Annotated in this window: 21 protein-coding genes; 10 read left to right on the plus strand and 11 right to left on the minus strand. The window is 70.9% G+C overall.

The genetic code is table 11. The annotated features are described in order from the left end of the window. The 3 genes from DKT68_RS07040 to DKT68_RS07050 form a co-directional block, all read left to right on the plus strand. Nucleotides 1-877 (plus strand): pectate lyase family protein (locus DKT68_RS07040; protein ID WP_201748938.1); only part of this gene is annotated, 877 nt, incomplete at its 5' end. A 194-nt stretch (nt 878-1,071) separates the two neighbouring features. After that, a complete protein-coding gene (locus DKT68_RS07045; RefSeq protein WP_109816606.1) occupies nt 1,072-2,007 on the plus strand; it encodes a hypothetical protein in 936 nt (311 codons plus the stop codon). A gap of 160 nt (nt 2,008-2,167) precedes the next feature. Next, the gene (locus DKT68_RS07050; protein ID WP_201748939.1) at nt 2,168-3,622 is read left to right on the plus strand and encodes a neutral zinc metallopeptidase; all 1,455 of its coding nucleotides are present in this window, start codon (nt 2,168-2,170) and stop codon (nt 3,620-3,622) included. Between the two features lie 85 nt (nt 3,623-3,707). On the opposite strand, the gene DKT68_RS07055 is transcribed toward DKT68_RS07050, so the two are convergent. From DKT68_RS07055 to DKT68_RS07080, 6 genes are all read right to left on the minus strand, one after another. Continuing rightward, nucleotides 3,708-4,433, minus strand: coding sequence for an anti-sigma factor family protein (locus DKT68_RS07055; protein ID WP_109816608.1), 726 nt, complete (start codon nt 4,431-4,433; stop codon nt 3,708-3,710). Then, on the minus strand, nt 4,430-4,978 hold the full coding sequence (locus tag DKT68_RS07060) for a sigma-70 family RNA polymerase sigma factor (RefSeq protein WP_109816609.1): 549 nt from the start codon (nt 4,976-4,978) through the stop codon (nt 4,430-4,432). The genes DKT68_RS07055 and DKT68_RS07060 overlap by 4 nt, the downstream gene beginning before the upstream one ends. A 130-nt stretch (nt 4,979-5,108) precedes the next feature. Beyond that, nucleotides 5,109-5,699: a COG4315 family predicted lipoprotein gene (locus DKT68_RS07065; protein ID WP_146218307.1), complete on the minus strand. Its 591-nt coding sequence runs from the start codon at nt 5,697-5,699 to the stop codon at nt 5,109-5,111. Nucleotides 5,700-5,738: 39 nt separating this feature from the next. Continuing rightward, the gene (locus DKT68_RS07070; protein WP_109816611.1) at nt 5,739-7,121 is read right to left on the minus strand and encodes a hypothetical protein; all 1,383 of its coding nucleotides are present in this window, start codon (nt 7,119-7,121) and stop codon (nt 5,739-5,741) included. Nucleotides 7,122-7,128: 7 nt separating this feature from the next. Next, nucleotides 7,129-7,707 carry a type VII secretion system-associated protein gene (locus DKT68_RS07075; protein WP_109816612.1) on the minus strand — a complete coding sequence of 193 codons (579 nt, stop codon included), beginning with the start codon at nt 7,705-7,707 and terminating at the stop codon, nt 7,129-7,131. Nucleotides 7,708-7,721: 14 nt separating this feature from the next. After that, on the minus strand, nt 7,722-9,542 hold the full coding sequence (locus tag DKT68_RS07080) for a putative T7SS-secreted protein (protein ID WP_109816613.1): 1,821 nt from the start codon (nt 9,540-9,542) through the stop codon (nt 7,722-7,724). Between the two features lie 211 nt (nt 9,543-9,753). Between DKT68_RS07080 and DKT68_RS07085 the strand changes: the two genes are divergently transcribed. After that, nucleotides 9,754-10,059: a hypothetical protein gene (locus tag DKT68_RS07085; protein ID WP_109816614.1), complete on the plus strand. Its 306-nt coding sequence runs from the start codon at nt 9,754-9,756 to the stop codon at nt 10,057-10,059. Nucleotides 10,060-10,082: 23 nt separating this feature from the next. Beyond that, on the plus strand, nt 10,083-10,742 hold the full coding sequence (locus DKT68_RS07090) for a hypothetical protein (protein ID WP_109816615.1): 660 nt from the start codon (nt 10,083-10,085) through the stop codon (nt 10,740-10,742). A gap of 196 nt (nt 10,743-10,938) precedes the next feature. Here DKT68_RS07090 and DKT68_RS07095 read toward each other — a convergent pair whose 3' ends face one another. Both DKT68_RS07095 and DKT68_RS31110 read right to left on the minus strand, forming a co-directional pair. Continuing rightward, entirely contained in the window at nt 10,939-15,315 is a 4,377-nt protein-coding gene (locus DKT68_RS07095; RefSeq protein WP_109816616.1) for an FtsK/SpoIIIE domain-containing protein, read from the minus strand. Nucleotides 15,316-15,405: 90 nt separating this feature from the next. Further along, the gene (locus DKT68_RS31110; RefSeq protein WP_158674886.1) at nt 15,406-15,702 is read right to left on the minus strand and encodes a WXG100 family type VII secretion target; all 297 of its coding nucleotides are present in this window, start codon (nt 15,700-15,702) and stop codon (nt 15,406-15,408) included. Nucleotides 15,703-15,941: 239 nt separating this feature from the next. On the opposite strand from DKT68_RS31110, the gene DKT68_RS07105 reads away from it, so the two are divergent. Beyond that, nucleotides 15,942-16,646 carry a hypothetical protein gene (locus tag DKT68_RS07105; RefSeq protein WP_109816617.1) on the plus strand — a complete coding sequence of 235 codons (705 nt, stop codon included), beginning with the start codon at nt 15,942-15,944 and terminating at the stop codon, nt 16,644-16,646. 17 nt (nt 16,647-16,663) lie between these two features. Continuing rightward, complete coding sequence (locus tag DKT68_RS07110; protein ID WP_109816618.1) at nt 16,664-17,116, plus strand: DUF4333 domain-containing protein; 453 nt, start codon at nt 16,664-16,666, stop codon at nt 17,114-17,116. Between the two features lie 105 nt (nt 17,117-17,221). Here the strand turns inward: DKT68_RS07110 and DKT68_RS07115 are convergent, their stop codons facing one another. Both DKT68_RS07115 and DKT68_RS07120 read right to left on the minus strand, forming a co-directional pair. Then, nucleotides 17,222-18,217 (minus strand): DUF1996 domain-containing protein, encoded by a 996-nt coding sequence (locus DKT68_RS07115; RefSeq protein ID WP_236646763.1) that lies wholly within the window; start codon nt 18,215-18,217, stop codon nt 17,222-17,224. A 160-nt stretch (nt 18,218-18,377) separates the two neighbouring features. Further along, complete coding sequence (locus DKT68_RS07120; RefSeq protein ID WP_109816632.1) at nt 18,378-18,923, minus strand: TetR/AcrR family transcriptional regulator; 546 nt, start codon at nt 18,921-18,923, stop codon at nt 18,378-18,380. A gap of 153 nt (nt 18,924-19,076) precedes the next feature. Here DKT68_RS07120 and DKT68_RS07125 point away from each other — a divergent pair, with 153 nt between their 5' ends. From DKT68_RS07125 to DKT68_RS07135, 3 genes are all read left to right on the plus strand, one after another. Beyond that, nucleotides 19,077-19,919 (plus strand): oxidoreductase, encoded by an 843-nt coding sequence (locus DKT68_RS07125; RefSeq protein WP_109816619.1) that lies wholly within the window; start codon nt 19,077-19,079, stop codon nt 19,917-19,919. Between the two features lie 324 nt (nt 19,920-20,243). Further along, nucleotides 20,244-20,819, plus strand: coding sequence for a TetR/AcrR family transcriptional regulator (locus DKT68_RS07130; RefSeq protein ID WP_109816620.1), 576 nt, complete (start codon nt 20,244-20,246; stop codon nt 20,817-20,819). Nucleotides 20,820-20,869: 50 nt separating this feature from the next. Continuing rightward, a complete protein-coding gene (locus DKT68_RS07135; protein WP_109816621.1) occupies nt 20,870-21,658 on the plus strand; it encodes an SDR family NAD(P)-dependent oxidoreductase in 789 nt (262 codons plus the stop codon). Nucleotides 21,659-22,120: 462 nt separating this feature from the next. Here the strand turns inward: DKT68_RS07135 and DKT68_RS07145 are convergent, their stop codons facing one another. Next, nucleotides 22,121-22,540: a MarR family winged helix-turn-helix transcriptional regulator gene (locus DKT68_RS07145; protein ID WP_109816623.1), complete on the minus strand. Its 420-nt coding sequence runs from the start codon at nt 22,538-22,540 to the stop codon at nt 22,121-22,123. Nucleotides 22,541-22,604: the final 64 nt, after the last annotated feature.

The raw sequence follows: 22,604 nt of genomic DNA on the forward strand, positions 1-22,604 counted from the left end.
GACCACCACCCCGCCGCCGAACCCGCCGCAGACCGGCCTGATCGGCTGGGCCACCCAGAACGGCGGCACCACGGGCGGTGCGGGTGGCCAGACGGTCACCGTCTCTGACGGCCAGGCACTCGCGGACGCCCTGGAGTCGGCGTCACCGCTGATCATCCGGGTGCAGGGCTCGCTCACCATGCCGGACAAGATGAACGACGTCCGCTCCAACAAGACCGTGCTCGGCGTCGGCAACGCCACGCTGGACAACGGGCTGAACGTCAGCAGCGCCACCAACGTCATCATCCGCAACCTCACGTTCCGGGGCTGGGACGACGACGCGGTGAACGTCCAGAACTCGCGCAACGTCTGGGTCGACCACAACACCTTCGACGGCGGCTACGACGGCGCGCTGGACATCAAGCGCGAGTCCGACTTCGTCACCGTCTCCTGGAACCGGGTCATGAACCACACCAAGAGCATGCTGCTCGGCCATGACGACGGGCACACCGCCGACATCGGGCATCTGCGCGTGACGTACCACCACAACTGGTTCGACGGCAGCAAGGAGCGGCACCCCCGGGTCCGGTTCGGTGACCCGGTGCACGTGTTCAACAACTACTACTTCGGCTCTGACTACGGCGTCGCGTCCACCATGGGCGCTGGCGTGCTCGTCGAGGGCAACTACTTCGAGAACGTGACCCGGCCGACCGCCGTCGGCTACGCCGAATCGGGCCCGGGCGACCTCGTCCAGCGCAACAACGTCTTCGTCAACTCCGGCGCGCCGGAGAGCGCCGGTGACGTCGCCACCATCCCGTACGCCTACCAAGCCGACGCCGCCAGCGGCGTGAAGGCGACCGTCATCGCGGGTGCCGGCGCCGGACGCATCACCCCCTGACCGAGACAGGCCCTGGCGGGGCGGCGGTCCTTGGACCGCCGCCCCGCCACCGCTGTTCGTGCCGGCAGGGCCGTCACCCTCATGTGGAGCGACGGAGCGATCGAATGTGGGCTGAACCGTTTCCGGGCGGGCTCCGTGTGGATGCCGAACGGCTTCCGGAGGTACTGGAGCCGGGTAGAACCTGGAGATTTCACATGATGCGCAAGCACCTGGTGCCCTTCGTCGCCGTGATGGCAGCCGGCCTCGCGGCGCTGACCGCGTGCAGTTCGACCCCCGAGGCGCCGGCACCGGCCCAAGCCTCCCCTGCGGCCAGCAGCCAGGCCGCGGCCCCCGTCAACGGGAGTGGCGCGGAGGACCTCTCGCGGCTCGCCGGCACCGCCAAGTCCAACAACTCCGCCCCGCGCATGGGCGACTGGGCCGTGCCGAACGGCGGCGTCGCGACCGGGGCGGCCCTCCAGGCCGCGCAGAAGTGGGTCCAGCTGACCGCGAGCAAGGCCGGGGACCTCGACCCGGTGGTGGTCAACGGTGCAGGGCTGACCCTCTACCGCTTCGACAAGGACAGCAACAACCCGCCCACCTCGAACTGCAACGGGGACTGCGCGATGACCTGGCCGCCCGTGACGGTCACGCCGGGCGGCAAGATCTTCATCGCGGGGATCAAGAAGTCGGCGGTCGGTACGGTCCGCCGTGCCGACGGCACCCGGCAGGTCACCATCAACGGCTGGCCGGTGTACCGCTTCGCCAAGGACACCAAGCGCGGTGACACCCTCGGCCAGGGCGTCGGGGGCACCTGGTTCGGCGTGACTCCGAACGGCGGCAAGGCTGGCGTCAACGACGGCGGGCAGGCCACCCCGGACAACGGTGACGCGACCGCTCCGCCCGCCACCAGCGCCGTCTTCTTCGACGACGCCAACTTCAGCGACAACGGCGCCTCCCAGGGTGTCGCTGGCAGCAACGAGTGCCAGGACCTGGCGCGTCCCGGCGTCGCCTCCTCCGTCGCGGCCCCCGGCTCGCTGAAGATCTGGACGGGCCCCAACTGCACCGGCAAGTCGCAGGTCATCAACGGCGACGTCATCAACCTGGCGACCATCGGCTTCGACGACGCCGTCGCCTCGGTCCGCTTCAGCTGACCGTCCGACCTCACCCAGCGGGTGTGCCGGTCCGGCTCTTCGCCGGGCCGGCACACCCGTCTTCGTATCCGCGCCGCGCCGGTGGCCCCGGCGCGCTCCCGGCCGGCCTCCCCCAACAGCGGCGCCTGACAGTGCCGCGACGTCAAGAAGGTGCTGGAAGATGACGTTTCGCATCATGCGGGCGGTGAGCGGCGGACGGGCGACCGCCCTCGGCGGGTTGGCCCTCGCGGTGGCGGCCCTTCTCGTCGGCTGCACCCGTACCGTGGACGGGACCGGTACCGCCGAGCGCTGGAGCGCCACCAAGGTCGCCGGCCTGGACATCACCACGGGAGAGAGCGGTCCCCGGCCCGGGGAACCCGACACCCGCCTGGTCGCGGATGGTAGTGACGGCGGCGAGTTGGACCGGCTCGCCCGCAACGCCGTCGCCGACGTACAGAAGTACTGGGCGGACGAGCTGCCCGCCGCCTTCGATCGCCGGTTCGACCCCGTCACCCGGCTCATCTCGTACGACTCCACGGGCCCGGACGTCACCGTCTGCAAGACCAGCACCGCCGGCGCGGTGAACGCGTTCTACTGTGCGCTCGACGACTCGGTGGCCTGGGACCGGGGACGACTGCTTCCCACGCTCAACGACTCGTTCGGGCCGATGGCGGTGGTGGCCGTCCTCGCGCACGAGTTGGGGCACGCCGTGCAGTTCCGGCTCGGCTCGGTCGACGGGCAGACCAGTTCCATCGTCAAGGAACAGCAGGCCGACTGCTATGCGGGGAACTTCTTCCGGTGGGTGGCCGAGGGCAACGCTCCGCACTTCCAGCTGTCCACCGGGCCCGGCCTCAACCAGATTCTCGCCACGCTGTTCTTCATCCGCGACGGCGCCGGTACCGGATTCGACGCCGAGGGGGCGCACGGCAACGCGTTCGACCGGGTCTCGGCGTTCCAGTTCGGTTTCGGTGACGCCCCCGGACGGTGCGCCCGCATCGACGAGGCCGAGGTACGGCGGCGGATCACCCAGCCGGCCAGCGGCCAGGCGTCGCCGACCGACGAGGTGACCGGCAACCTGCCGGTGGACGACCGGGACTCGCTGCTCGCCCTGCAGGAGACGCTGCGGGCCGCGTTCGACGGGTCGGCTGCCCAGTGGCCGGCGATCAGCCAGTCCGTGTCGCCGTGCCCCGAGGTGACCCGGACGAGGCCCGCCTCCTACTGCCCGGCCACCAACACCGTCGGGCTGGACCTGGCCGAGCTGGGTCGCCTCGGCACCGCCCCGGAGCAGGGTGAGGGTGGCATGGGGGACTTCGCCGCCTTCGCCGAGGTGGCCTCCCGCTACGCGCTCGCGAGGCAGCAGGCGGAGGGCTATCCGCTCACCGGGCTGGCCACGGCACAGCGCACGGCGTGCATGACCGGGGCCTGGGCGGCGACGATCGTGGTGGGCCGGGGCGCGGTCCTGCAGCTCTCCCCGGGCGACCTGGACGAGGCGGTGGCCGAGATGCTCGCACCGCGGAGCCTGATCGCCGCGGACGTCAACGGCGGCGGCATCCCCTCCGGGTTCGCCCGGGTCGAGGCGTTCCGCGACGGTTTCTCCGCCGGTGAGATCACGCCGTGCCTGGAGAAGTACCGGTAGCACGTCGTCCGGGAGCGAACCCGGCGGCCACCTGCGTCGGCGGGCCCACCCCGGCCGAGTCGTCGATCGGGGCGGGCCCGTCCGGCTACAGCTTCACGCTGGCGTACGGCTTGCCGTCGGTGGTCTCCACCCGGACGCTGTCGACCTGGGCCGGGTCGATCAGGGCGCTGCCGTCGAGCGTGGTGCCGTCGGCCGCCCCCTTCTCGGACACCAGCCAACTGCCGGCCAGCACGGTGCTGCCGTCCTTGCCGACGACGAGCAGGTGGCAGCGCGCCCCCTGGGGGACCCCGGAGACAGCGGCGTTGATCCGCACCCAGCCCGGCGCCGGCGTCATGGCGACGGTCAGCCGGGCACCGGTGCCCGGGTCGGACGCGCTGGCGTACCGGATCGCCGGGTCGGCAGAGGACACCGAGGCGGACGGTCCGGGCTGAGCCTCGATGTCCGGGGCCTCGCCGGTCGTGCGGCCGAGAACGACGCCGCCGGAGACGGCGGCGGCGAGGACCACTGCCGCGGCAGCGCTCAGCACCACGCCACGGCGTTGGCGACGGCCCGACGATTCACCTCGGACCTGCCGCAGGGTGCGTTGCAACAGCAGGTCCCCGCCCTCCGGCGGGCCGTCGAGCAGCATCGCGTCCGGCACTGCCTGGAGCGCCGTCGTCCATTCCCGCAGCGACTCGACCTCTGTCCGGCAATCCGCGCAGCCCGCAAGGTGTTCCTCTACCTGCCGGACCTGCTCATCGTCGAGCGCGCCCATCAGGTAGCCACCGATGTCCGTGTGGTCACTGGCTGGCATCGAGCTGTCGGATTTCATGAGGCAGACCGTTCCACCCCGGCGGGGCGTCCAGCGACGTCGCGCAGTGCCCGGAGTGCGTAGTAGGAGCGTGACTTGACCGTGCCCGGCGGGATACCCAGCGCCTTCGCGGCTTCCGCGACTGTACTCCCGAGTAGGTATACCTGTTCAAGCACCTCACGGTGCTCGCGCGAGAGGCGGTTGAGGGAGTCCATCACCACCATCGAGGTGACCACCTGGTCGGCGTGGTCCCGCTCGATCGCGACCTCCGTGGGACTCTCCGCGACCTCCGTCGGCCGCGCCCTGCGGGCGCGCACCGTGTCAGTGACGATGTTGCGTACCACGGTCAGCAGCCACCCCCGTACGGAGCCCTTGCCGTTGACGAGGCTGTCCGGGTGACGCCACGCTCGTACCAGCGCCTCCTGGACCACGTCCTCCGCGGCCGCGCGGTCCCGGGTCAGCTGCGTCGCGTACGCGAGCATCGCGCGTCCGTGCTCCTCGTACAGGGATCGGACCAAGGCCTCGTCTGCTACTGCCTGACGACGAACGGGCCTCAACCCCGCCATACGTACCACCCTCTGTTGGCCCCACGACGCCGGCTCCCACCGGTGCCCACGGGTCACCAGGATGCCTGTCGCGTTCCCGTTTACGGGAGATCGCTGACGAATGTGTATTTCTGCTCACGTCGTTGCGCCGTCAAATACCTTGGCCGCCCGGCGCGGCGGCCTTCGCGCCGTCCGGGGCCACCACGAACCAGAGCCCGTCGGCGCCCTGCCCGGAGATCTGCCCGGGCACCTTGTCGTCGGCGTAGCGGTAGACCGGCCACCCGCCCACGGTCACCTGCTGGGTGCCGTCGGGACGGGCCATCGCGCCGAGCTTGGCGGGGTCGAGGTTCTCGAACTTGATTTTTTCGCTGACCAGCACCGGCAGCCACTCCATGAGGCAGCCTTCCGTGCAGTTCGACTGGGACGGCGAAGAGCTGTCCCTGTCGAACCGGTAGAGGGTGAAACCCTGCCCGTCGAGCACGATCGGGCCGAGTTCCGGGTTGTCTCCGAGCTGCACCGACGCCGGCCAGTAACCGTTGTCGGGGCTGCGCCGCCCCAGAACGTTCTGCGGACCGCGCCCCTCCGGCTGCTGCGCTGCTCCGGACTCCGGCTGCTGCGTGCTGGTGCCCGAGTCCCGCTGGGGCATGGCGACCGGATCGGTCACCGTGGTCGTGCACGCGCTCGCGAGCGCCACGGACAGTGCCAGGGAGCCGAGCAGCGTACGGGGAATGATTGCCTTCATCGCCACACCAATCGATCGACTTTGGACAGGAGAGGCCGGTCAGCCGCGACCCGGGACGAGCCGACCGCGCGGCGTCGGACGATCGAGGCGCAGCCCGAGCACTCCGACATCGAGAGACCCATCGGCGTCGGCCTCGAACCGCCAGGCGGCGTTCGGCGCGTCGCCGACGACCAGTACCGCTGCCGTCCCGTCCGACACCGCCGCCAGCGCGCCGAGGCGTTCCAGCTCAGCCGGCGGGATCGGGGTGGTGACCACCACGAGGTGGTCGCGCAGCGTCTCCGACTGGTGAGCAGCACCGTTGCCGGCCGGCACCAGGACGTTCCGCGCGTCGGTGACGACCCGGACCCGCTCCGGAACCGACCACGGGGGAGACGCCGTGCCGACGAGGCTGATCGTCACGGACGCCGCTGCGGGATGGCGGCCGATCTCGTCGAGGAAGGCGCCCGCGACGCGCATCGAGGCTGCGGGGTCCCCGGTGAGCGCGACGATGCCCGGCGCACGTCCCAGGTTGACGACGGCCAGCTCGCCCCCGACCGTTCCGACGGTGGCCAGCAGCGGAAGACCAGCGGTGTCGTCCGGGTTCTGGTCGAGCTGCCAGCTCGGCGCCTCCCAGATCGCACCCTGCTGCCGCGCCTGCCACGGAGGTGGGGCCTCCGGCAGCGCCGGCGCCAGTCGCAGCGAGACCCGGTCCGGGCCGAGCAGCGCCGCGTACACCTGGGCCTGGCCGGCCTGCGTGGCGAGTTGCCGCAACGCGCGGTCCAGGACCGCCCGGGAGCCCGGCGCCGGCGCCGGGCGGGCGGACCCGGCCGTGCGACGGCGCTGTCCCAGCAGGATCGGCACCAGTACGACGACGGCCAGCACCAGCAGCGCGCCCACGATGAGCAGCGCCGCGGTGACCGGTCGGAGACCGAGGATCAGGGTTTCGCCGTCGTCCACCTGCGCGGCCGGCTGCGCTGTTCCCGGCGCGGCCGGCTGCGGCTGACCGCCCCCGGGCGGCGCACCCGGCTGCTGGCCGGCGGGCTGCTGGCCCCCTGTCGGCGTGACCGTCGGCGGCGTGCCGATCCGGATCTCGCCGGAGACCGCGCCCTCGGGAAGGATGAAGACCCAGCCGGCCATGATCGGCTGCCCCGGATCGGTCAACGCGAGACCGTCCGGCTGTGTCCGCCCCTTGTTGAGCTCGAAGAGTTCCGGCGCGCGCCGGGCTTCGCCAAGCACCCGGTCGGCGACCCCGGCCAGGGTCAGGTCGCTCTCCGTGCCGGGTTCGCCCGGCACCACCCAGTACGGCACCGAGGGCTCCACCGCGCTCGCCGTGCCCGGAGACAGCGGCAGCAGCAGGAGAACCAACGCGGCACCGGTGGCGAGCAACCGGCCCTTCGCCAGCCGGGACGACCGGCGTAACGCGGCACGGAACAGCGTACGCATGAATACCTCACTCATCGGACGGGTGCCGGGCGGCCGGCTCATCGGCGGTCTGGCCGGCGGCGTCGCGCAGGGCGCTCGCGAGGAGTCGCATCGCGCGCGGCCCGGCGGGATTGAGCAGCACGTCGAGGTCGGTCGGCAGCAGCCGCAGCAGCTCGTACAGGTCGACCTGCCGCCATCCCGGCACGTCGATCCGAACCTGGTCGGCGGCGCCGGTGACGACCACCACGCAGGGAACGCCGTCCGGGGCGGATGCCACGATCGGGTCACCTGTCTCGTCGAGCGCCAATTCGACGACGCTGTCCCGCAAGGCCAGTAGGACCAGGTCGATGTCGGCTCGGCCGGCCGCGACCAACTTCGCCGCCGCGTCCACCGCGCTCGTGGGCGAGTCCGCGTTCCGGGGGCGGTAGAGCGGGTTGGGTTCGAAGTGCCCCAGGGCCCCGTCGTCGTCGACCAGCCACCCACCGACGATCGTCTCCACCGGGGGCGCCTCCCCCGCGTCCGGATCCTGGTCGCCGGGCCCGTCCCATTCGCTGTCCAGCAGCAGCATCCAGTTGCGCTGGCTGGTGGACTCGTTGCGCTCGTTCATCGGCCGCCCCCTCGTCAGTTCGGCTTGATACGGATGAACTCGCCGCCGTTCTCGACGGCCAGTGTGGCGATGGTGCGACCGGGGTCGGTCAGCAGTCCGTCTTCGTCCACGCCCCGGGTCGCCTGCACGATTTCGGTCGCCGCGAAGACCGGCCGCTTGCTACCGAGGTCGCGCATCGTGTTGGCGAAGTCCTGGCCGGCGCTGCCGGCGGGGTTGCCGAAGTTGCAGGAGATCAGTGCGATCGAACTCTTGGGGTTCGCGCCCGCGGCCGATGTGAAGACGTCGTCGTAGTGCACGACCTTGGCGAACTGAGTGCCTGGTACGTGCACCACCTTCCCGTTCTTCAGGGTCACGGCGGCGCTCTCCGGGCTGCCGTGGGCGATGACAGCGATCGGGTCGCTCCTCAAGTTGCTCCACGGTGCGGGCAGGTAGCGATTGTTCTGGAAGGTGGCATCCCGCCCCGGCAGGCTCCGGATCACCTTGAGACCGGCTATGTCCGCCTTGCCGCCTACGTTCTTGCCGAAGGCGACGTTGGCGTCCATCTTGGCCCAGTCCGTGAGGTTCTCCGCGTCCCCCGCCCGGCTCGGGAAGAGGACGCCAACCTGCTTGCCCGTGCTGTCGTGCAGCGGGGTGGACTGGACGTCCGAGGCATGAAAGGTCTTGAGGCGGCCCTTGTCGGTCTGGCCGAGGATGAGGGTCGGATCCTTGTCGCGCTTCTTGTTCGCAATTTTGAGGTCGCGATCGAAGCGGATGTCGTCGATCTTCTGGCCGATCGAGGAGAACGTCCCCTTGATGACCTTGCCGATGCCGACCGTGGTGACCGCGGCGTCGATTCCGGCCCCTGGCTTGCCAGCGTTGTCCACGCTGCGGGTGCCGCTTCCGCCGCCGAGGCTCTTGGTGCTGTTCTTGACGCCGTCGGCGACGGTACCGGGGAGTGCCTTACCGCCCTTGACTGCGAACTTCATGAGTCGCGCGGCGATTCGGCCGCCGGGGATCAGACCGAGGGCCATGCCGCCGGCGGCCAGTCCGATCTCGGCCGGGTCTCCGCCGAGTACCGCTCCGGCGAGGTCGATCGCGCCGGAGAGCAGGCCGATCGCTTCGCCGAGTGGCGGGAAGATGAACGATGCGATCACGGAGAGCACGTCGAGGACGGTCGTGATCCATTCGATCACGGTGCTGCGCAGGAACTCGACGAACGCGTGGAACGCTTCGGCGATCTTCTCCCAGAGCGACCGCTGCGGGGCGTCTTTCGCCAGGTGCCGGAGCGTCTCGGCCGCCGAGCGGGCGGCTTGGTCGCGGAGCGCGGTCGCCTGACCGAGTAGGGCCATGGCCTGGTCCAGGGCCTGCCGGGCGTCGTCGGCCCGGCGCTGGGCTGCGGCGACCTCGTCGTCGGCCTTGTCCTTCGCGTCCTTCGCAGCGTCCGCGTCGCCGCTGAGCGCGGTGAGCGCCGCTTGCGCCGACGACACCGCCGCCTGCGCCGCTCCCTGGTCGCCGGAGGCCTGCTGGGCCTGGTCCAGGGCGCGCAGCGACATCGTCTGCGCCTCTTCGAGGGAGGGAAGGTAGCTCAGGTACGCGTCGGCTGCGGCGGCGTAGGAGTGGGCCATCTGGTCCAGCCGGGGTGGCAGCTTGCCGATCAGGTCCCGGAAGGCCTCCATCGCCTTGCCCTGCCCGACGTCGATCTGGCCGCCGCCGGCGAGCAGGTCGTGGGCTTCCTGGGTTGTCCTGGCCAACTCCTGGTAGGCACGCGTGATCTCCTCAAAGGACTCTGGATCACCAGGCACCGGATCGGCGTCGAGCTGCAACACCGACCACTCGGCGTCACCCGGACGCGTCATGACCAACCTCCCCTATCGCACCGTCTCGGCATCCCGCAGGCAACCAACCGGCGCCAGGAGCCGACCTGCACACGTAGGCGACGGAAGATCGGTTCAGGTGTTGAACCGCTCCGCCTGGCCGTCCGTGTACGGCGCGGAGTTGCTGTGACAGCCCCCGAAGGGAATCGGAGATGAGCGAGCGAACCGGCAGGCTCGGCGCGGCGGTGCGGGCATGAGCGTGATCGACGTACCCGGTGCCGAACTGGAGCGGGTGCACGACCTGCTGCAGCGCACCAAGGATCTGATGGACAGCGCGCCGATCAGGTCCATGGGCCATGTGGTCGACACGCTCGGGCAGCGTGACCTGCAGAAGGCGGCCCACGAATTCGAGAAGCGATGGGGTGACGGTCGCCACGTCGTGGCGAAGGACCTCGAAGGGGTACGCGACGCTGCGAAGGCGGTGGCGGACGCGTTCCGGGAGACGGACGAGCAGACCATCAACGCACTCACGAACCCGGACAGCGGGGCGGCAAGTTGACCAGCGGTGAAGGAGTCAGTTCAGTGACCGGCGCGACGACCACCGTCTCGACCCCGACCGGTTTCCGGCTGCGCACGCCGGAGGACTGGGTGGACTACCCGGTCGCCGACGAGGCGAGCGAGAACCGGATGGCGAACGACGTGTGGACGAGGGCCCGCGAGGGCGGCTTCACCGAGGAGCAGGCGGGGCAGTACGCCGAGCAGCTGCGCCGGTCGGTGCGCGAGGCCCGCCGCGCCGGCGCGGTGCACGCCGCCGGCGTCTTCCAGTTGTACGAGAACGGCCCGCTCACCGCCTCCCTGCTGGTCTCGGTGGTCACCCCACCGGCGACCGGTGACATCCTCGGCGCGCTGACCGCGGTCGGGCAACCGGCTCACGCCGACGGGACCTGGCGCCGGGTGAGCACGGCGCAGATCCCCGCGATCGGCACGGTCGGCCGGGTGCACGGCATCCAGAACGTGACCCAGGACGGGGCAACCATGCGTTGCGCCGTGATGCACACCGTCGTACCGCTCCCGGGTACCGCGAACGTCCTGGTGGTCACCGGGTCGAGCCCGAACCTGGCGGAGGCGGAGGAGCTCTTCGAGCTCTTCGCCACGATCATCGGGACACTTGAGCTCACCTGGGAGGGTGATGGCCCGGCGCTCACGCCGCCGGCGGCCTCCCCGCAGGGAGTCGGCAGCTAGGGGGTAGCTGTCGACGTCGCGTCGGGGGGACACCGGGGGCGGTGTCCCCCCGACTTGTTCCACCTGCCAGCTCCCGGTGCCGCCGGCATGTCACCCGCACGGGCGTGACATGCCGGCGACCAGCAGGCTCGTCAGTTTCTCAACCGCCATGTCCGCCCGTCCGGCTGGCGCAAGGTACGGAACGACACGATCGCGATCAGGCCGCCCCGTACGTCCGCGACAGCAGCGTCCGCAGCGCGGCGGGTTCGGTCCGGGGCACCTGAACCAGGTGCGTCCTGCCGTCGCCGAAGTGGGCGAGCACCCGGCCCGGCCGTCCGCCGCTGAGCTGGCCACGGGAGAGCTTGGCGCCGATCAGTTCCCCGTCGCCGAGGCCCTGCGGGCTGAGCAGCGCGCCCTGCCGGTTGCGCCGGGCGTCGACGTGCCAGCCGCCGAAGCCGCCGGAGAGGCCGTCGATGGCACCCGCCATGATCAGGCCGAGACCCTTCTCCGTCCCGGCCCGCGCGATCTCCCCCAGGTCGCTGCCGGCGTCGCACTTGAGCAGCTGCTCGGCGTCGTCCAGGACGACCACGGCCGGTCCGGTCCGCCCGTCCAGGGCCGCCGCGAGTCCCGCGGAGGTGAAGTTCTCGCTGGTCACGAGGTCGAGGACCCCGGGCAGGCCGGCCAGTTCCCGCAGCGGCGACCGGCGGGGGGCCGCGATCACCACGGGTGTCCCCTTCTCCAGCAGGCCGGCGACCATCGTCAGCAGCGTTGTGCTCCGACCCGAGCGCGGTGGTCCGGCCAGGATGAAGGTGGGAATGTTCTCCAGGTCCGGGCCGATCGCCGTGAGCTCGTCGCCGCCCACCCCGACCATCGTCCAGAGTGGCTGGGCCGGCCGCGCCAGCGTCCAAGCCTCCGCCAGGGTCAGCTCGTCCGGCAGCACGTCGATCCGGAACGGGCGGGCGGCGTCGGCGAGATCGGCGTCCCGGAGCCGGACCGCTTCGGCGATCTCGGCGAGCGCCCGCGCCTGACCCTGACCGGAGCTGTCGTCGGCGAGCAGTGCGATCTGCGCCTCCGCGCTGTCGACCGCCCGGATCGCCCGGCCCGCCTCGATCTCGTCGGGCAGCTGCCGGTAGTTGATGCCGACCATGCTGTAGTCGCTGCGCTCGGTCAGTCGGAGCACCAACTTGTCGTCCGTGGTGGACGAGATCCGGGTGGAGAACATGCTCCGGTCGCCGGCCAGCACCACGTGGATCCCGGCCCCGGCGCCCTCCCGCAGCAGCGTCAGGAGAGCCGCCATGATGGTGCCGTTGTCGTAGTCGGCGAAGGTCTTGTCGAAGACCTCGAACCGGTCGAGCAGCAGCAGAATGTGGGGCGGACGGTCCGCCTCGGCCGCGCCGGCGCGGTATTCCACGAGGCTCGCAGAGCCGGTGGAGGCGAGCAGCTGCTGCCGCCGTCCCAACTCGCCGACGAGGCGGGCGAGTAGTCGGCCGAGCCGTTCGGCTTCCGTACGCTGCACCACCGCACCGCAGTGCGGCAGGTCGCTGAGGGCGAGCAGGGCCCCGTTGCCGCAGTCGATGCCGTAGAGGTGGACGTCCGCCGCCGAGTGCGTACGGGCCACCGTCCCGGCGATCGTCCGCAGCGTCTGCGACCGGCCGCTGCGCGACGAACCGATGACGTGCAGGTGCCCCAGCGTCCCCAGGTCCAGCTCGAGCGGCACCTGATCCTGCTGCGCCGGAAGATCCACCAGGCCGTAGGCCACCGAGGGCAGGTGGTAGCCGCTGCCGCGGGCGGCGGGAAGCGCGTCCACGGTCAAGGCGTTCGGCAACGCCGGCAGCCACGGACTGTGCTGCGGCGGGAGGGCCAGCTGCACGCTGGCGCCCCGGATCGCCTCGACCAGCACGGCGAGGTCGGTCAGCTCGGCGGACGGCTCAGCCTTGACGCCCGGCCGGGTCGGCGCCGACCGCCCCAGGTCCGGCCAGGAGAGCGGTGCCAGCCACGGAACCTGCCGGGTGGTGGTGCGAACTCCCGGACGGAACCCGCCGACCCGTCCGGCCTGGAACGGCACCAGCGACGACTGCGCCAGACGTACGAAGGCACGGCCGGGCGTCGACTTGGAGATCGAGGCCGCGTCCGGAGCGTTCAGCACGTCCTGACTCTCGCTGCTGTCGGTCACCCGCAGCGCGATTCGCAGGTTGGTGTTCGCCCGGATCTCGGGCGACACCACACCGCCCGGACGCTGGGTGGCCAGCACCAGGTGGATACCGAGTGACCGACCCCGCTGAGCGATGTTGACCAGACCCGCCACGAAGTCCGGGAGGTCGCGGATCATCGAAGCGAACTCGTCGATCACGATCAGCAGCCGCGGCATCGGGGTCCGGGTCGGCTCGCGGCGCAGCAGGTCGACGTAGTCGTCGATGTCCTTCGCCCCCGCCTCGGCGAGGATGTGTTCCCGCCGCCGCAGCTCGGCGGAGAGGGAGGTCAGCGCCCGGCTCACCAGGTGGGTGTCGAGGTCGGTGACCATGCCGACGGTGTGTGGCAGCAGGACGCAGTCCTTGAACGCGCTACCGCCCTTGTAGTCGACCAGGACGAAGGTCATGGCGTCCGGTCGGTTGGCGACGGCGAGCGAGGCGACCAGGGTCTGCAACAGCTCGGACTTGCCGGATCCGGTGGTGCCGGCCACCAGGGCGTGCGGCCCGTCCCGCTTGAGGTCCAGGGCGAACGGCCCGTCCAGCGAGACGCCGAGCACGGCCTCGGTGGTCCGGCCCCCGGTGGTCCACCGCGCCGCCACCGCGTCGGGTTCCGGCGGCTCCATGCCCAGTACGTCGAGCAGCCGGCTCGCGTCCGGCAGGGCGGCCCCGTCGTCCGCGCCACCGGTGTCGCGCAGCGGGGCCAGTGCGCGGGCAACGGTGCGCAGCCAGTCCAGTGAGACCAGGTCCGGGTGGACCCCGGGAACCGGGGCGGCGAGCGTCCGGGTGACCAGCAGCGTTCCGTCGGCCTGCTCGGCGACGACGGCCTGGCACTCCTCCGGCAGCAGCTTCTCCTCGGCGTCGATGCAGATCGCGTGCACCCCGACCGACGGCCCCTCCCGCAGGATCTGCGTCACGCCGGGCAGGGAACGCAGCCGGCGTGCCCCGTCCAGCACCACGAGGATGTCGCGGAACGCGCCGTCGGTCCGCTCGGCGGAGCGGGCCGAGATGACGGCGATCAGCTCGGCGACCCGCCGGGCCACGGTCTGGGTGTCGGCACCGACGGTGGCGAGGGTGTCCTGGCCGTCGCGCGGTGTCGCGTGCGGCAGCCAGCCGGCCCACGACCAGCCCTCCTCGTCGCCGGCGCCGGCGAGAAGATAGATCTGCAGGTCCTCTGGGCTGTGCAGGGTCGCCGCCTGCGCCACCATCCACCGGGCCGTGGCGCGGGCGACCGCACCGCCGGCGATGCCGACCACGCCGTGTTGGCGCACCGGCACCGTCGCCGGCACGTCGAGCGCGCTCCACCGGATCTCCCGGCGGTGCTCGTCCTGGCTCGCATCCCGGAGCACCACCTCGGACGGGAGGTCGGCACTGCCGGCTCGCAACTCAAGGAAGTCGGGGTCGGTGCGGCGCCGTTCCCACAGCCGACGCTGCGGCCCCACGGCGATCAGGCGCACCGCCGCCGGGTCGGGGAAGTTGTCCCGCCGGGCCAGCCGCTCGGCCGTCAGTGCCTCCTGTGCCTCGGCGGTGATCCGCTTCTTCTTCGCCTCGTACTCGGCGAGTCGGGTGCGGTAGGTGACCTTCCCCTGGCGGCGGGCACCGACCTGACTGGCGATCAACGCCAGCGGTGAGAGGGCGGCGAAGAGCAGGGTCAGCGGATTCCGCGTGACGAGGTACGCAGCCCCGGACACGACCAGCGGGGCCAACACGGTGATCAGGGCGATCGGTCGCCGGTCGGGCGGCGACGGTGGCCCTGGAAGGGAGAACTGGGTGGTCCGGGCTGCGGGGAGCAACCGCGGCGGGCGGTTGTAGTCCAGGCCGGTGCGGTCCTCGGAGATCTGCAGTGCGGCCTCCGCCCGGACCGGGCGGCGTAGTTCCAGCATGGATGAACCCACGGCAAGCTGCGCACCGGGAGCCCACACCTTGTCGCCTTCGAGTTCGACGCGGTCGAGCAGCAGCCCGGGCTGGGCCGGGCGCAGACGGCACTCGCCGTCCGGGGTGACTCGGATCCAGGCCATCACGGCGGCGAGGGAGGGATCAGTGAGGCGGACGCGGCTGGTGCTCGCGGCACCGATCGAGTGCTCGCCGATGTCGAAGTGGTGGACGCTGCCGGCGTCGGTTCCGCTGACCACCCGTACCTCCAGCAGGCCGGGCGGTTGCGGGGGAGCCTCGAGTACGGGGCGGTCCAGGCCGAGCAGCGCGCCTTGGCGCAGGGGTGCCTCGGCGAGGGTGAGCCGGGGGTCCAGCGGCGCTCCGGCGACGAAGATCGTCGGGGGCGTGTCACCGGGCTCCGCGCGACGCGCGGCCAGCGCCTCGGCGAGTTCCCCGACGGTGTTCTCGGGGCTCGCCTCGACCTGGTAGTCGGTGACGACGGTGGACGGATCCGCAACGGTGAGCAACAGGCGCACGTGGTTCTCCTGGTCGGATGGTCCGTCGGAACAAACGGTCGGGGCCGCGTGGTGATCTGCTCACCACGCGGCCCCGAGACCGTCCGGTCGTCAGCGGCCGAGGCTGCTGGCGGTCTGCGTGTCGGTGTCCGAGAAGGCGTCGCTGACCTGCGTGAGGTACTGGCTGATGCCCTCCATGCCGTGCAGGGTCTGGTCCACGCTGCCCTTGTACTCCTCGAAGTACGGGCCGAACTGCTGCTGGGCTCCCGGAGTGTTGTAGCCGCCCTGGATCAGGGTGTCGATCTTGCTCTTGGCCTGGGTCATCCCGTCGAGCAGCGTCTGCATGTTCTGCTTCAGCCAGCTCGCCGACTCCTGGATGTCCTCGCTGACGATGTGGTAGGTAGCCACGTTTCCGCTCCCTTGTCTCTTCGGGTCTCTCCGGCTCGTCAGGCGGTCTCTCGTGGACCGTCTTTCGCCGATGCCGCCACCCACACGGACGGCGCCCCGAAACGGTTCAGCACAAAGTTCGGCTTCGTGACCGGAGGCTCTTCCCGCCGCCGCGGTGAACCACTTCGCCAATCGAGTCGTGTGGGTGCCGGACCGCGCGTACGGGCACGGTTCTTCCCCGAACACGAGGTAGAGCACACATGTTGTTGCGCAGCCGGATCGCGCGGACCGCGATCGCACTGACCAGCCTGGCGGCCCTGGCCGCGTGTGGTGAGAAGGAAGCCGGATCCGCGGCGCCGGCCGCCGCCCCGGCGGTCGACCAGCCGAGCCCCACCGTCTCGGCCGCCGCGACCCCGGAACAGAACCCCGAGGTGGTCGAGGCTCCGGTGACCCCGCTGCCGAAACCCACGGTGGCGAAGACCCAACGTCGCGTGCAGATCTACAGCGGGCCGTCGAACGTCTCGCTCTCGCCCGCGCCGGACCAGGGGCGGGGCAGCAACATCGTGCAGTTGAACGGGACCGCGTCCGCCGACATCGGCACGTACGCCGCCGACGGAAAGGGCATGACGCTCTACCGGTTCGACAAGGACACGGCCAAGCCGTCGAAGTCCAACTGCAACGGTGACTGCGCCGAGACCTGGCCCCCGCTGCTCATCAGGTCGCCCGGCCAGATCTACCCGAGCGGGATCAACCCGCAGCTGGTCGGTTACGTCGAGCGGGCCGACGGCACCTGCCAGGTGACCATCGCCGGCTGGCCGGTCTACCTGTTCTCGAAGGACACCAGGCCGGGCGACATCAAGGGCCAGGGCGTCGGTGGCACCTGGTTCGCGATCAATCCGACCGGGGGCAGGACCAAGCCCCTGCCCGAGGTGGTCGACATGCCCACCACCGCCGCCGCTCGCTGAACCCGGAGGAGACGACGATGACCAAGCCGTACGGGGGCTTCGGAGCCGACGACAACGGCGCACCCCCGCCCGCACCCCGCTGGGCACCGGCTCCGCCGCCGCAGTGGGGACCGGCCTCGACGGTCCCGGGCGCAGGCGCCGAGCGCCGGCGGCGAATCTCCCCGAAGCTCGTGGCGGGCGTGGCCGGCCCGGTCGTGGCCCTGGTCGCGCTGGTGGCCGTACTCGGCCTGGTGTGGCCCGGTTTCCTCAACCGGAAGGTCTTCGACACGGCGGCGCTGCAGCAGGGGGTGCTGACGGTGTTGCGCGACGACTACCAGCTCGACGCGAACAACGTCGCCTGCCCGACGGGGCAGTCGGTCACGGTGGACAATCGCTTCTCCTGCTCCGCCCAGGTTGCCGGGGTGTCGAAAACGATCAGCGTCACGGTGAAGTCGTCCGACGGCCGGTTCGAGGTCGGCCGCCCGCAGTGAGGCCACGGCAGGGCGTACGCCGGGCCGCCGGGTACGACCTGCTCGGGTGCCGACGGCCGGGCCGCCAGCGCGAGGGGCCGGAGCGGCCCGTCGCCCTGGCGGCGGTCAGCCTTCCCGGCAGGCCTGCCCGCTGTTGAGGCAGGCCACGACCCTTCCCATCAGCGGCTCCGGCATCAGGTTGACGACGAACGCATGGTCGGTCAGAGGGCTGTTGCGCTGACCGTCGAAGGCATCGATCTGGAACCGGACGCCCGGCGGGATGTCGTACGAGAGGGTCACCCGCAGCCGCGGCACCGGGAACGTGCCGTGGGGGCAGTCGCCGTTCCTGGAGGGGAATACCAGGTGGCTGCGGTGACTCTGGCTGTCCGTCCGCCGGCCGTCCCAGCAACTCGGGAAGTCGTAGACCCGCAGCACCCGGTCGCCTCCCGGGCAGACGGGATACGCCGTGGTACGGCGTTCCGGCGTGCTGGAGCAGGTCCACGTCGCTGCCGCGTTCGCATCGCCGTTGGTGACGGCGACGGCATCCCCGACCGTGCCGGCGAGCTGCTGCGGCATCGCCACCACGTTTCCCTTCGGGTTGCCGAAGTAGGTGAGTGTCAGCTCCACCGGCACCTGGATCTCACCGTCGTGGCCGGTGTGGCCCGTTGCCCCGCCGGCCCCGACTGTGCGAAGCACCGGCCAGAAGTAGGTCGACCGGTCACCGTTCTGGCAGGTGGTCGCCGCGCGTGCGAGGGTGCGAGGGGTCGAGTTGACGGCAGTGGAGACGTTGCCGACGTAGTCGTGCACGTGATGCGCCTGGCCGGGATATCCGGGCGCCATCACGATGTTGGCGGTGTTGCGGTGGCCGATCTCATTACGGCCGCAGTCCCAGGTGAAGGTGCCGCTGGCCGCGCCGGGCACCGTCGCGGGAGCGGTGGGGACGGACGGCACGGTCCTGATGTCGACAAAGTCGGGGCCGAGGTGGTTGGCCACGGGCTTCGGCTTGCTCTCACCGTCGACATCGACCTGCTGCGCCACGACGAAGCCGAGCGCGACAAGCAGCAGTTCCAGCGCCAGTGTCACGGCAACGGCCCGGCGCCGGGCCATCGCGGTCCCGCTCATGGCCCGAACGCCATGCACCTGATGCACCCACTCCGGTCGCCACACCCTGTCGAGCCTAGGACGGGCGGTGCCGGGCGTTCTGCCGACCGGCGTGGGTGTGATCTGACCCGACGGTCCGGCGTGGGCGGTGTGGTCCAACCCGCCCCGGTCGCTGCTGCGGTCAGTGCGAGCCGACGCCCTTGAGCAGCGCCTCCACGACGCGGTCGGCGGCCTCGGGCGGTTCGAGGTCGGTGAACCGGTGAGCGGCGGTGGCGACCACCTGGTCGAGCAGCGCACGGATCCACTCGACCGGCAGGTCATCCCGGAACAACCCGTCGCTCACGGCTCGCTCGACGAACCGGTTGAGCCGCCCGCTCTGCTCCTGCGCCCGCGCGTACGCGGTCGGCTCGCTGCGCATCATCCGGTGCATGTCGACCGGCCACTGCCGGCTGACGGGAACGATGCCCTCCACGTAGCGGTGCAGTGCCACCGGTACCGGTGCCTCGTCGAGCCGTGCCTGCTCGAACACGCGGTCGACGGCGTCGAGCTTGGCCGTGAAGACGGCGCTGAGCAGCGCTTCCCGGGTGGCGAATCGGCGGTAGAGCGTGCGTCGGTCCACCCCGGCCGTGGACGCGATGGTGCTCATGCTGGTCGCCGGATCCTCGGCGAGCAGGCGAGCACCTGTCTTCAGGACCAGGTCGAGATTGCGTGCCGCATCAGCTCTCATGACGCTCACAGGTTACACCTGTGCGGCAGCTCACTTAGCTATCGCCACACTGGAGGGGCATGATGCTTAGTAAGCGCTACATATATGTGGCACTACTGAAGCGAAGGGCCTCGGGCGTCGTGCGGCGCCACCGAGGGGCCGAGAAAGGAAATCATGTCGAAGACGTGGCTCATCACCGGCAGCTCCGTGGGCCTCGGCCGCCACCTCGTCGAGGTGGCGTTGGCCGCCGGCGACAACGTGGTGGCGACCTCCCGGACCCCGGAGCAGCTCGCCGACCTGGCCCAGCGTCACGGCGACCGCCTGCTCGCCGTGGGACTGGACGTCACCGACCCGGCGGACAGCCGGGCCGTCGTGAACAGCGCCGTCGAGCGCTTCGGCAGCCTCGACGTCGTCGTCAACAACGCCGGCTACGCCACGACGGCCTCCGCCGAGGACTTCCCGGAGGACGAGTTCCGCCGTCAGGTCGAGACCAACCTGTTCGGTGTCATCAACGTGACCAGGGCCGCCCTGCCGGTCATGCGGCGTCAGCGCTCCGGTCACCTCATCCAGATCTCCTCGATCGGGGGCCGGGTGGGTGGCACGGCCGGCCTGAGCGCCTACCAGACCGCCAAGTACGGCGTCGAGGGCTACTCGGCGGTCGTCGCCAGCGAGGTGGCACCGCTGGGGATCACGGTGACGATCGTCGAGCCCGGCGGGCTCCGGACGAACTGGGCCGGCGGTGCGGCCGAGCCCGCGGCACCGGTCCGAGAGGAGTACGACGAGACCGTCGGCGCCCGGCTGCGGATGCTCGCCGACTACACGGGTAACGAGCCGGGTGACCCGGCCCGGGCCGCCGAGGCCATCGTCGAGATCGCCGCGACCACGGAACCTCCGCTGCGGCTGCTGATCGGCTCCGACGCGCTCCGGATCGCCCTGGACCACTCCAGGAACCAGATCGCCGAGGCGGAGGAGTGGGCAGATCTGACCAGCTCCGTCGACTTCGCCGCGGCTGCGTAACAACCGGCGCGCCACGCCGCGCGGCGGCCGTGCCGCACTCCGAGAGCGCGGGCCGGCGGTGGAGCGGGTAAGAAGCTCCACCGCCGGCTGGACGCCGGCCCCGGTCCGGGGCCCGCCGTCGGCCTGGCCGGGTGTGCCGGTCAGAGATCGCGGTTCGGCGGACTCCGTCACGGTCGCCGCACCCGGCGCGCCGGTCCGCCGCCTGAGCGCAACGAGCCTTGGTGGGCAGGTGTCGGGGTTGGCGGGCTGCAGCTGCTCAACCCCGTCCGTATGACGCTCCCCACAGTTGTGGACCGATCAGTTCCCTACTCTTATGGTTGTCGCATGGGTAGGCCCAGGACATTCGACATCGACGCGGCGGTGGACCGTGCGATGGAGTTGTTCTGGCGTCAGGGATTCGAGGCGACCTCGACGGAGGATCTTGTGGAGGGCCTCGGAATCGCCCGGGGCAGCCTGTACAAGGCGTTCGGATCCAAGGAGCAGCTCTACGCACTGGCGCTTCGCCGTTACTGCCAGCGCCACGCGGTAGGACTGATCGAGGTGTTGGACCGGGCGGAGCAGGTGCGTCCCGCTCTCCGGGCGGTGCTCTCGGAGTTGGTGGACGCCGACCTGGCCGATCCGGAGCTGGGCTGCCTGCTCGTCAACGCGGCCACCGAGCGCTCGGCGCACCCGGACACGGTGCGGCAGGTCTCGCGGACGATGGGTCAGATCGAGTCGGCCCTGGCCGGGGCGTTGGAGCGGGCGCGGGTCCGCGGGGAGATCGCTGCGGACAAGAAACCGCAGGAGCTGGCCCAGTTCCTGACCACGTTCCTGCAGGGTCTGCGGGTGATGGGCAAGGCCCGCGCGGATCGAGCGTTCCTCGACAATGCCGTGGAGGTCGCCCTGGGCGCCCTCGACTGACTTTTTGCTGCCCGAATTAGGAACTGATCAGTCAACAATTGGGAGTGATAGTGGATCTCGAACTGCAGGGCAAGGTCGCCATCGTCACCGGCGCGAGCAAGGGCATCGGTCTGACCACCGTGGCGGCGTTGCTCGACGAGGGCGCGCACGCGGTGGCGAGCAGCCGTACAAGCACGCCAGAGCTCGACGCCCTGGCCGCGCGCGGCGCCACCGTGGTGCTGGCCGACATCACCGACGCGGACACCCCGCAGCGGCTCGTCGACGCCGCGCTGTCGACGTACGGGCGCCTGGATGTGCTGGTCAACAACGTTGGCGCCGGCAGCGCCCGGTCAGGATTCCTCGACGTCGACGACGCCGAGTGGGCGCGAGTGTTCGACGTGACGTTCTTCAGCGCCGTACGCACGAGCAGGGCGGCCCTGCCCGCCCTGCTCGACAACGGCGGGACGATCGTCAACATCAGCAGCATCAATGCCCGGCTGCCGTTCCCGATGGTGGTCGACTACTCCGCTGCCAAGGCGGCAGTGGCCAACCTGACCAAGACCCTGTCGGAGGAGTTCGCGCCGCGCGGTGTGCGGGTCAACGCCGTCTCGCCCGGTCCGGTGCGGACCCCGTTCTGGACCGGGCCTGAAGGTTTCGCGCACGCCGTTGCCGCCGGCGCGGGTGTCACCGCCCAGCAGGCGCTCGACGAGGTCGTGCCGCAGAGCATGGCGATCAGCACCGGCCGGATCACCGAGGCCCGCGAGGTCGCCGACCTGGTGCTGTTTCTTGCCTCCGCCCGCTCCGCCAACACCACCGGCGCCGAGTTCGTCCTCGATGGCGGCCAGGTCAAGACCCTCTGACCACAAATGCTCACCGTGGGCCGGCCGGGTTCTCAGGGACCCGGCCGGCCGTCCGACGGTCAGAGCTGGGCCAGGTCGAACGCGCAGGTGCCGCCGCGGCCGGGGGGCGGCCACGTAGACCGAGTTGCGGGTTGTCCTCGACGTCGTTGACCTTGCCGACCGCCAGGCCCCGGGCGAAGCCGGCGTTGTCGCACGGCCCGCACCAGCCGACGTACGCCATCCCGCCAGAGACCGCCACCGAGGTGGCGGCTCGGCCGACGCCCAGTTGGTTGCTGGCGTGTTCATCGCCGCGATGAAGGAGGGGATGGCACCTCGATGACCGAGGCCGCGACCGCGGTCTCCAAGAAGGGCTCCGGCGGCGCGAAGGTCAAGACGCACCGCGGCGAGTCCCGCTGGCACGTCCCCTCATCCGCAAGCTGGAGGTCCCGGCGAACCTGCGCGCCCTGACGCCGAGATGGCGGGTCAGCGGATGAGGGCGCGGGTGAGGAGGTGCTGCAGGACGTCCTGCTCTTCGGGGGCCAGAGGGGCCAGGGGGGAGTCTTTGGAGAGCAACTCGAGGAGGCGGTCGCGGAGTTCGACGCCCTTGGGGGTCAGGATGAGCTGCTTGGCGCGGCGGTCCTCGGGGTGTGGATGGCGTTCGAGGTAGCCCTGCCCTTCGAGGCGATCGGCGACGAAGGTGATGTTGGAGGGCTCGCAGCTCATCCGTTCGGCGAGTTCGCGCAGGGTCATGGGGTGGGACAGCTCGCGCAGCGCGGTGCCCTGTGAGGCGGTGAGACCGAGGGTGGCCGCCCGGGCCCGAAGGTGGGCTTCGATCTGACTGGCCAGGTCTTTGACGAGCCCGCACAACTGACGGTCGGCTTGGGTCTCGCGCTCGGTGGCCACAGCACGAGTCTACTGCGACTCAAATAGTTGCAGCTAAAGCTATTCAAGCTGTAACTTTCCCAGG

The organism is Micromonospora acroterricola (genome assembly GCF_003172955.1).
GTDB lineage: Bacteria > Actinomycetota > Actinomycetes > Mycobacteriales > Micromonosporaceae > Micromonospora > Micromonospora acroterricola.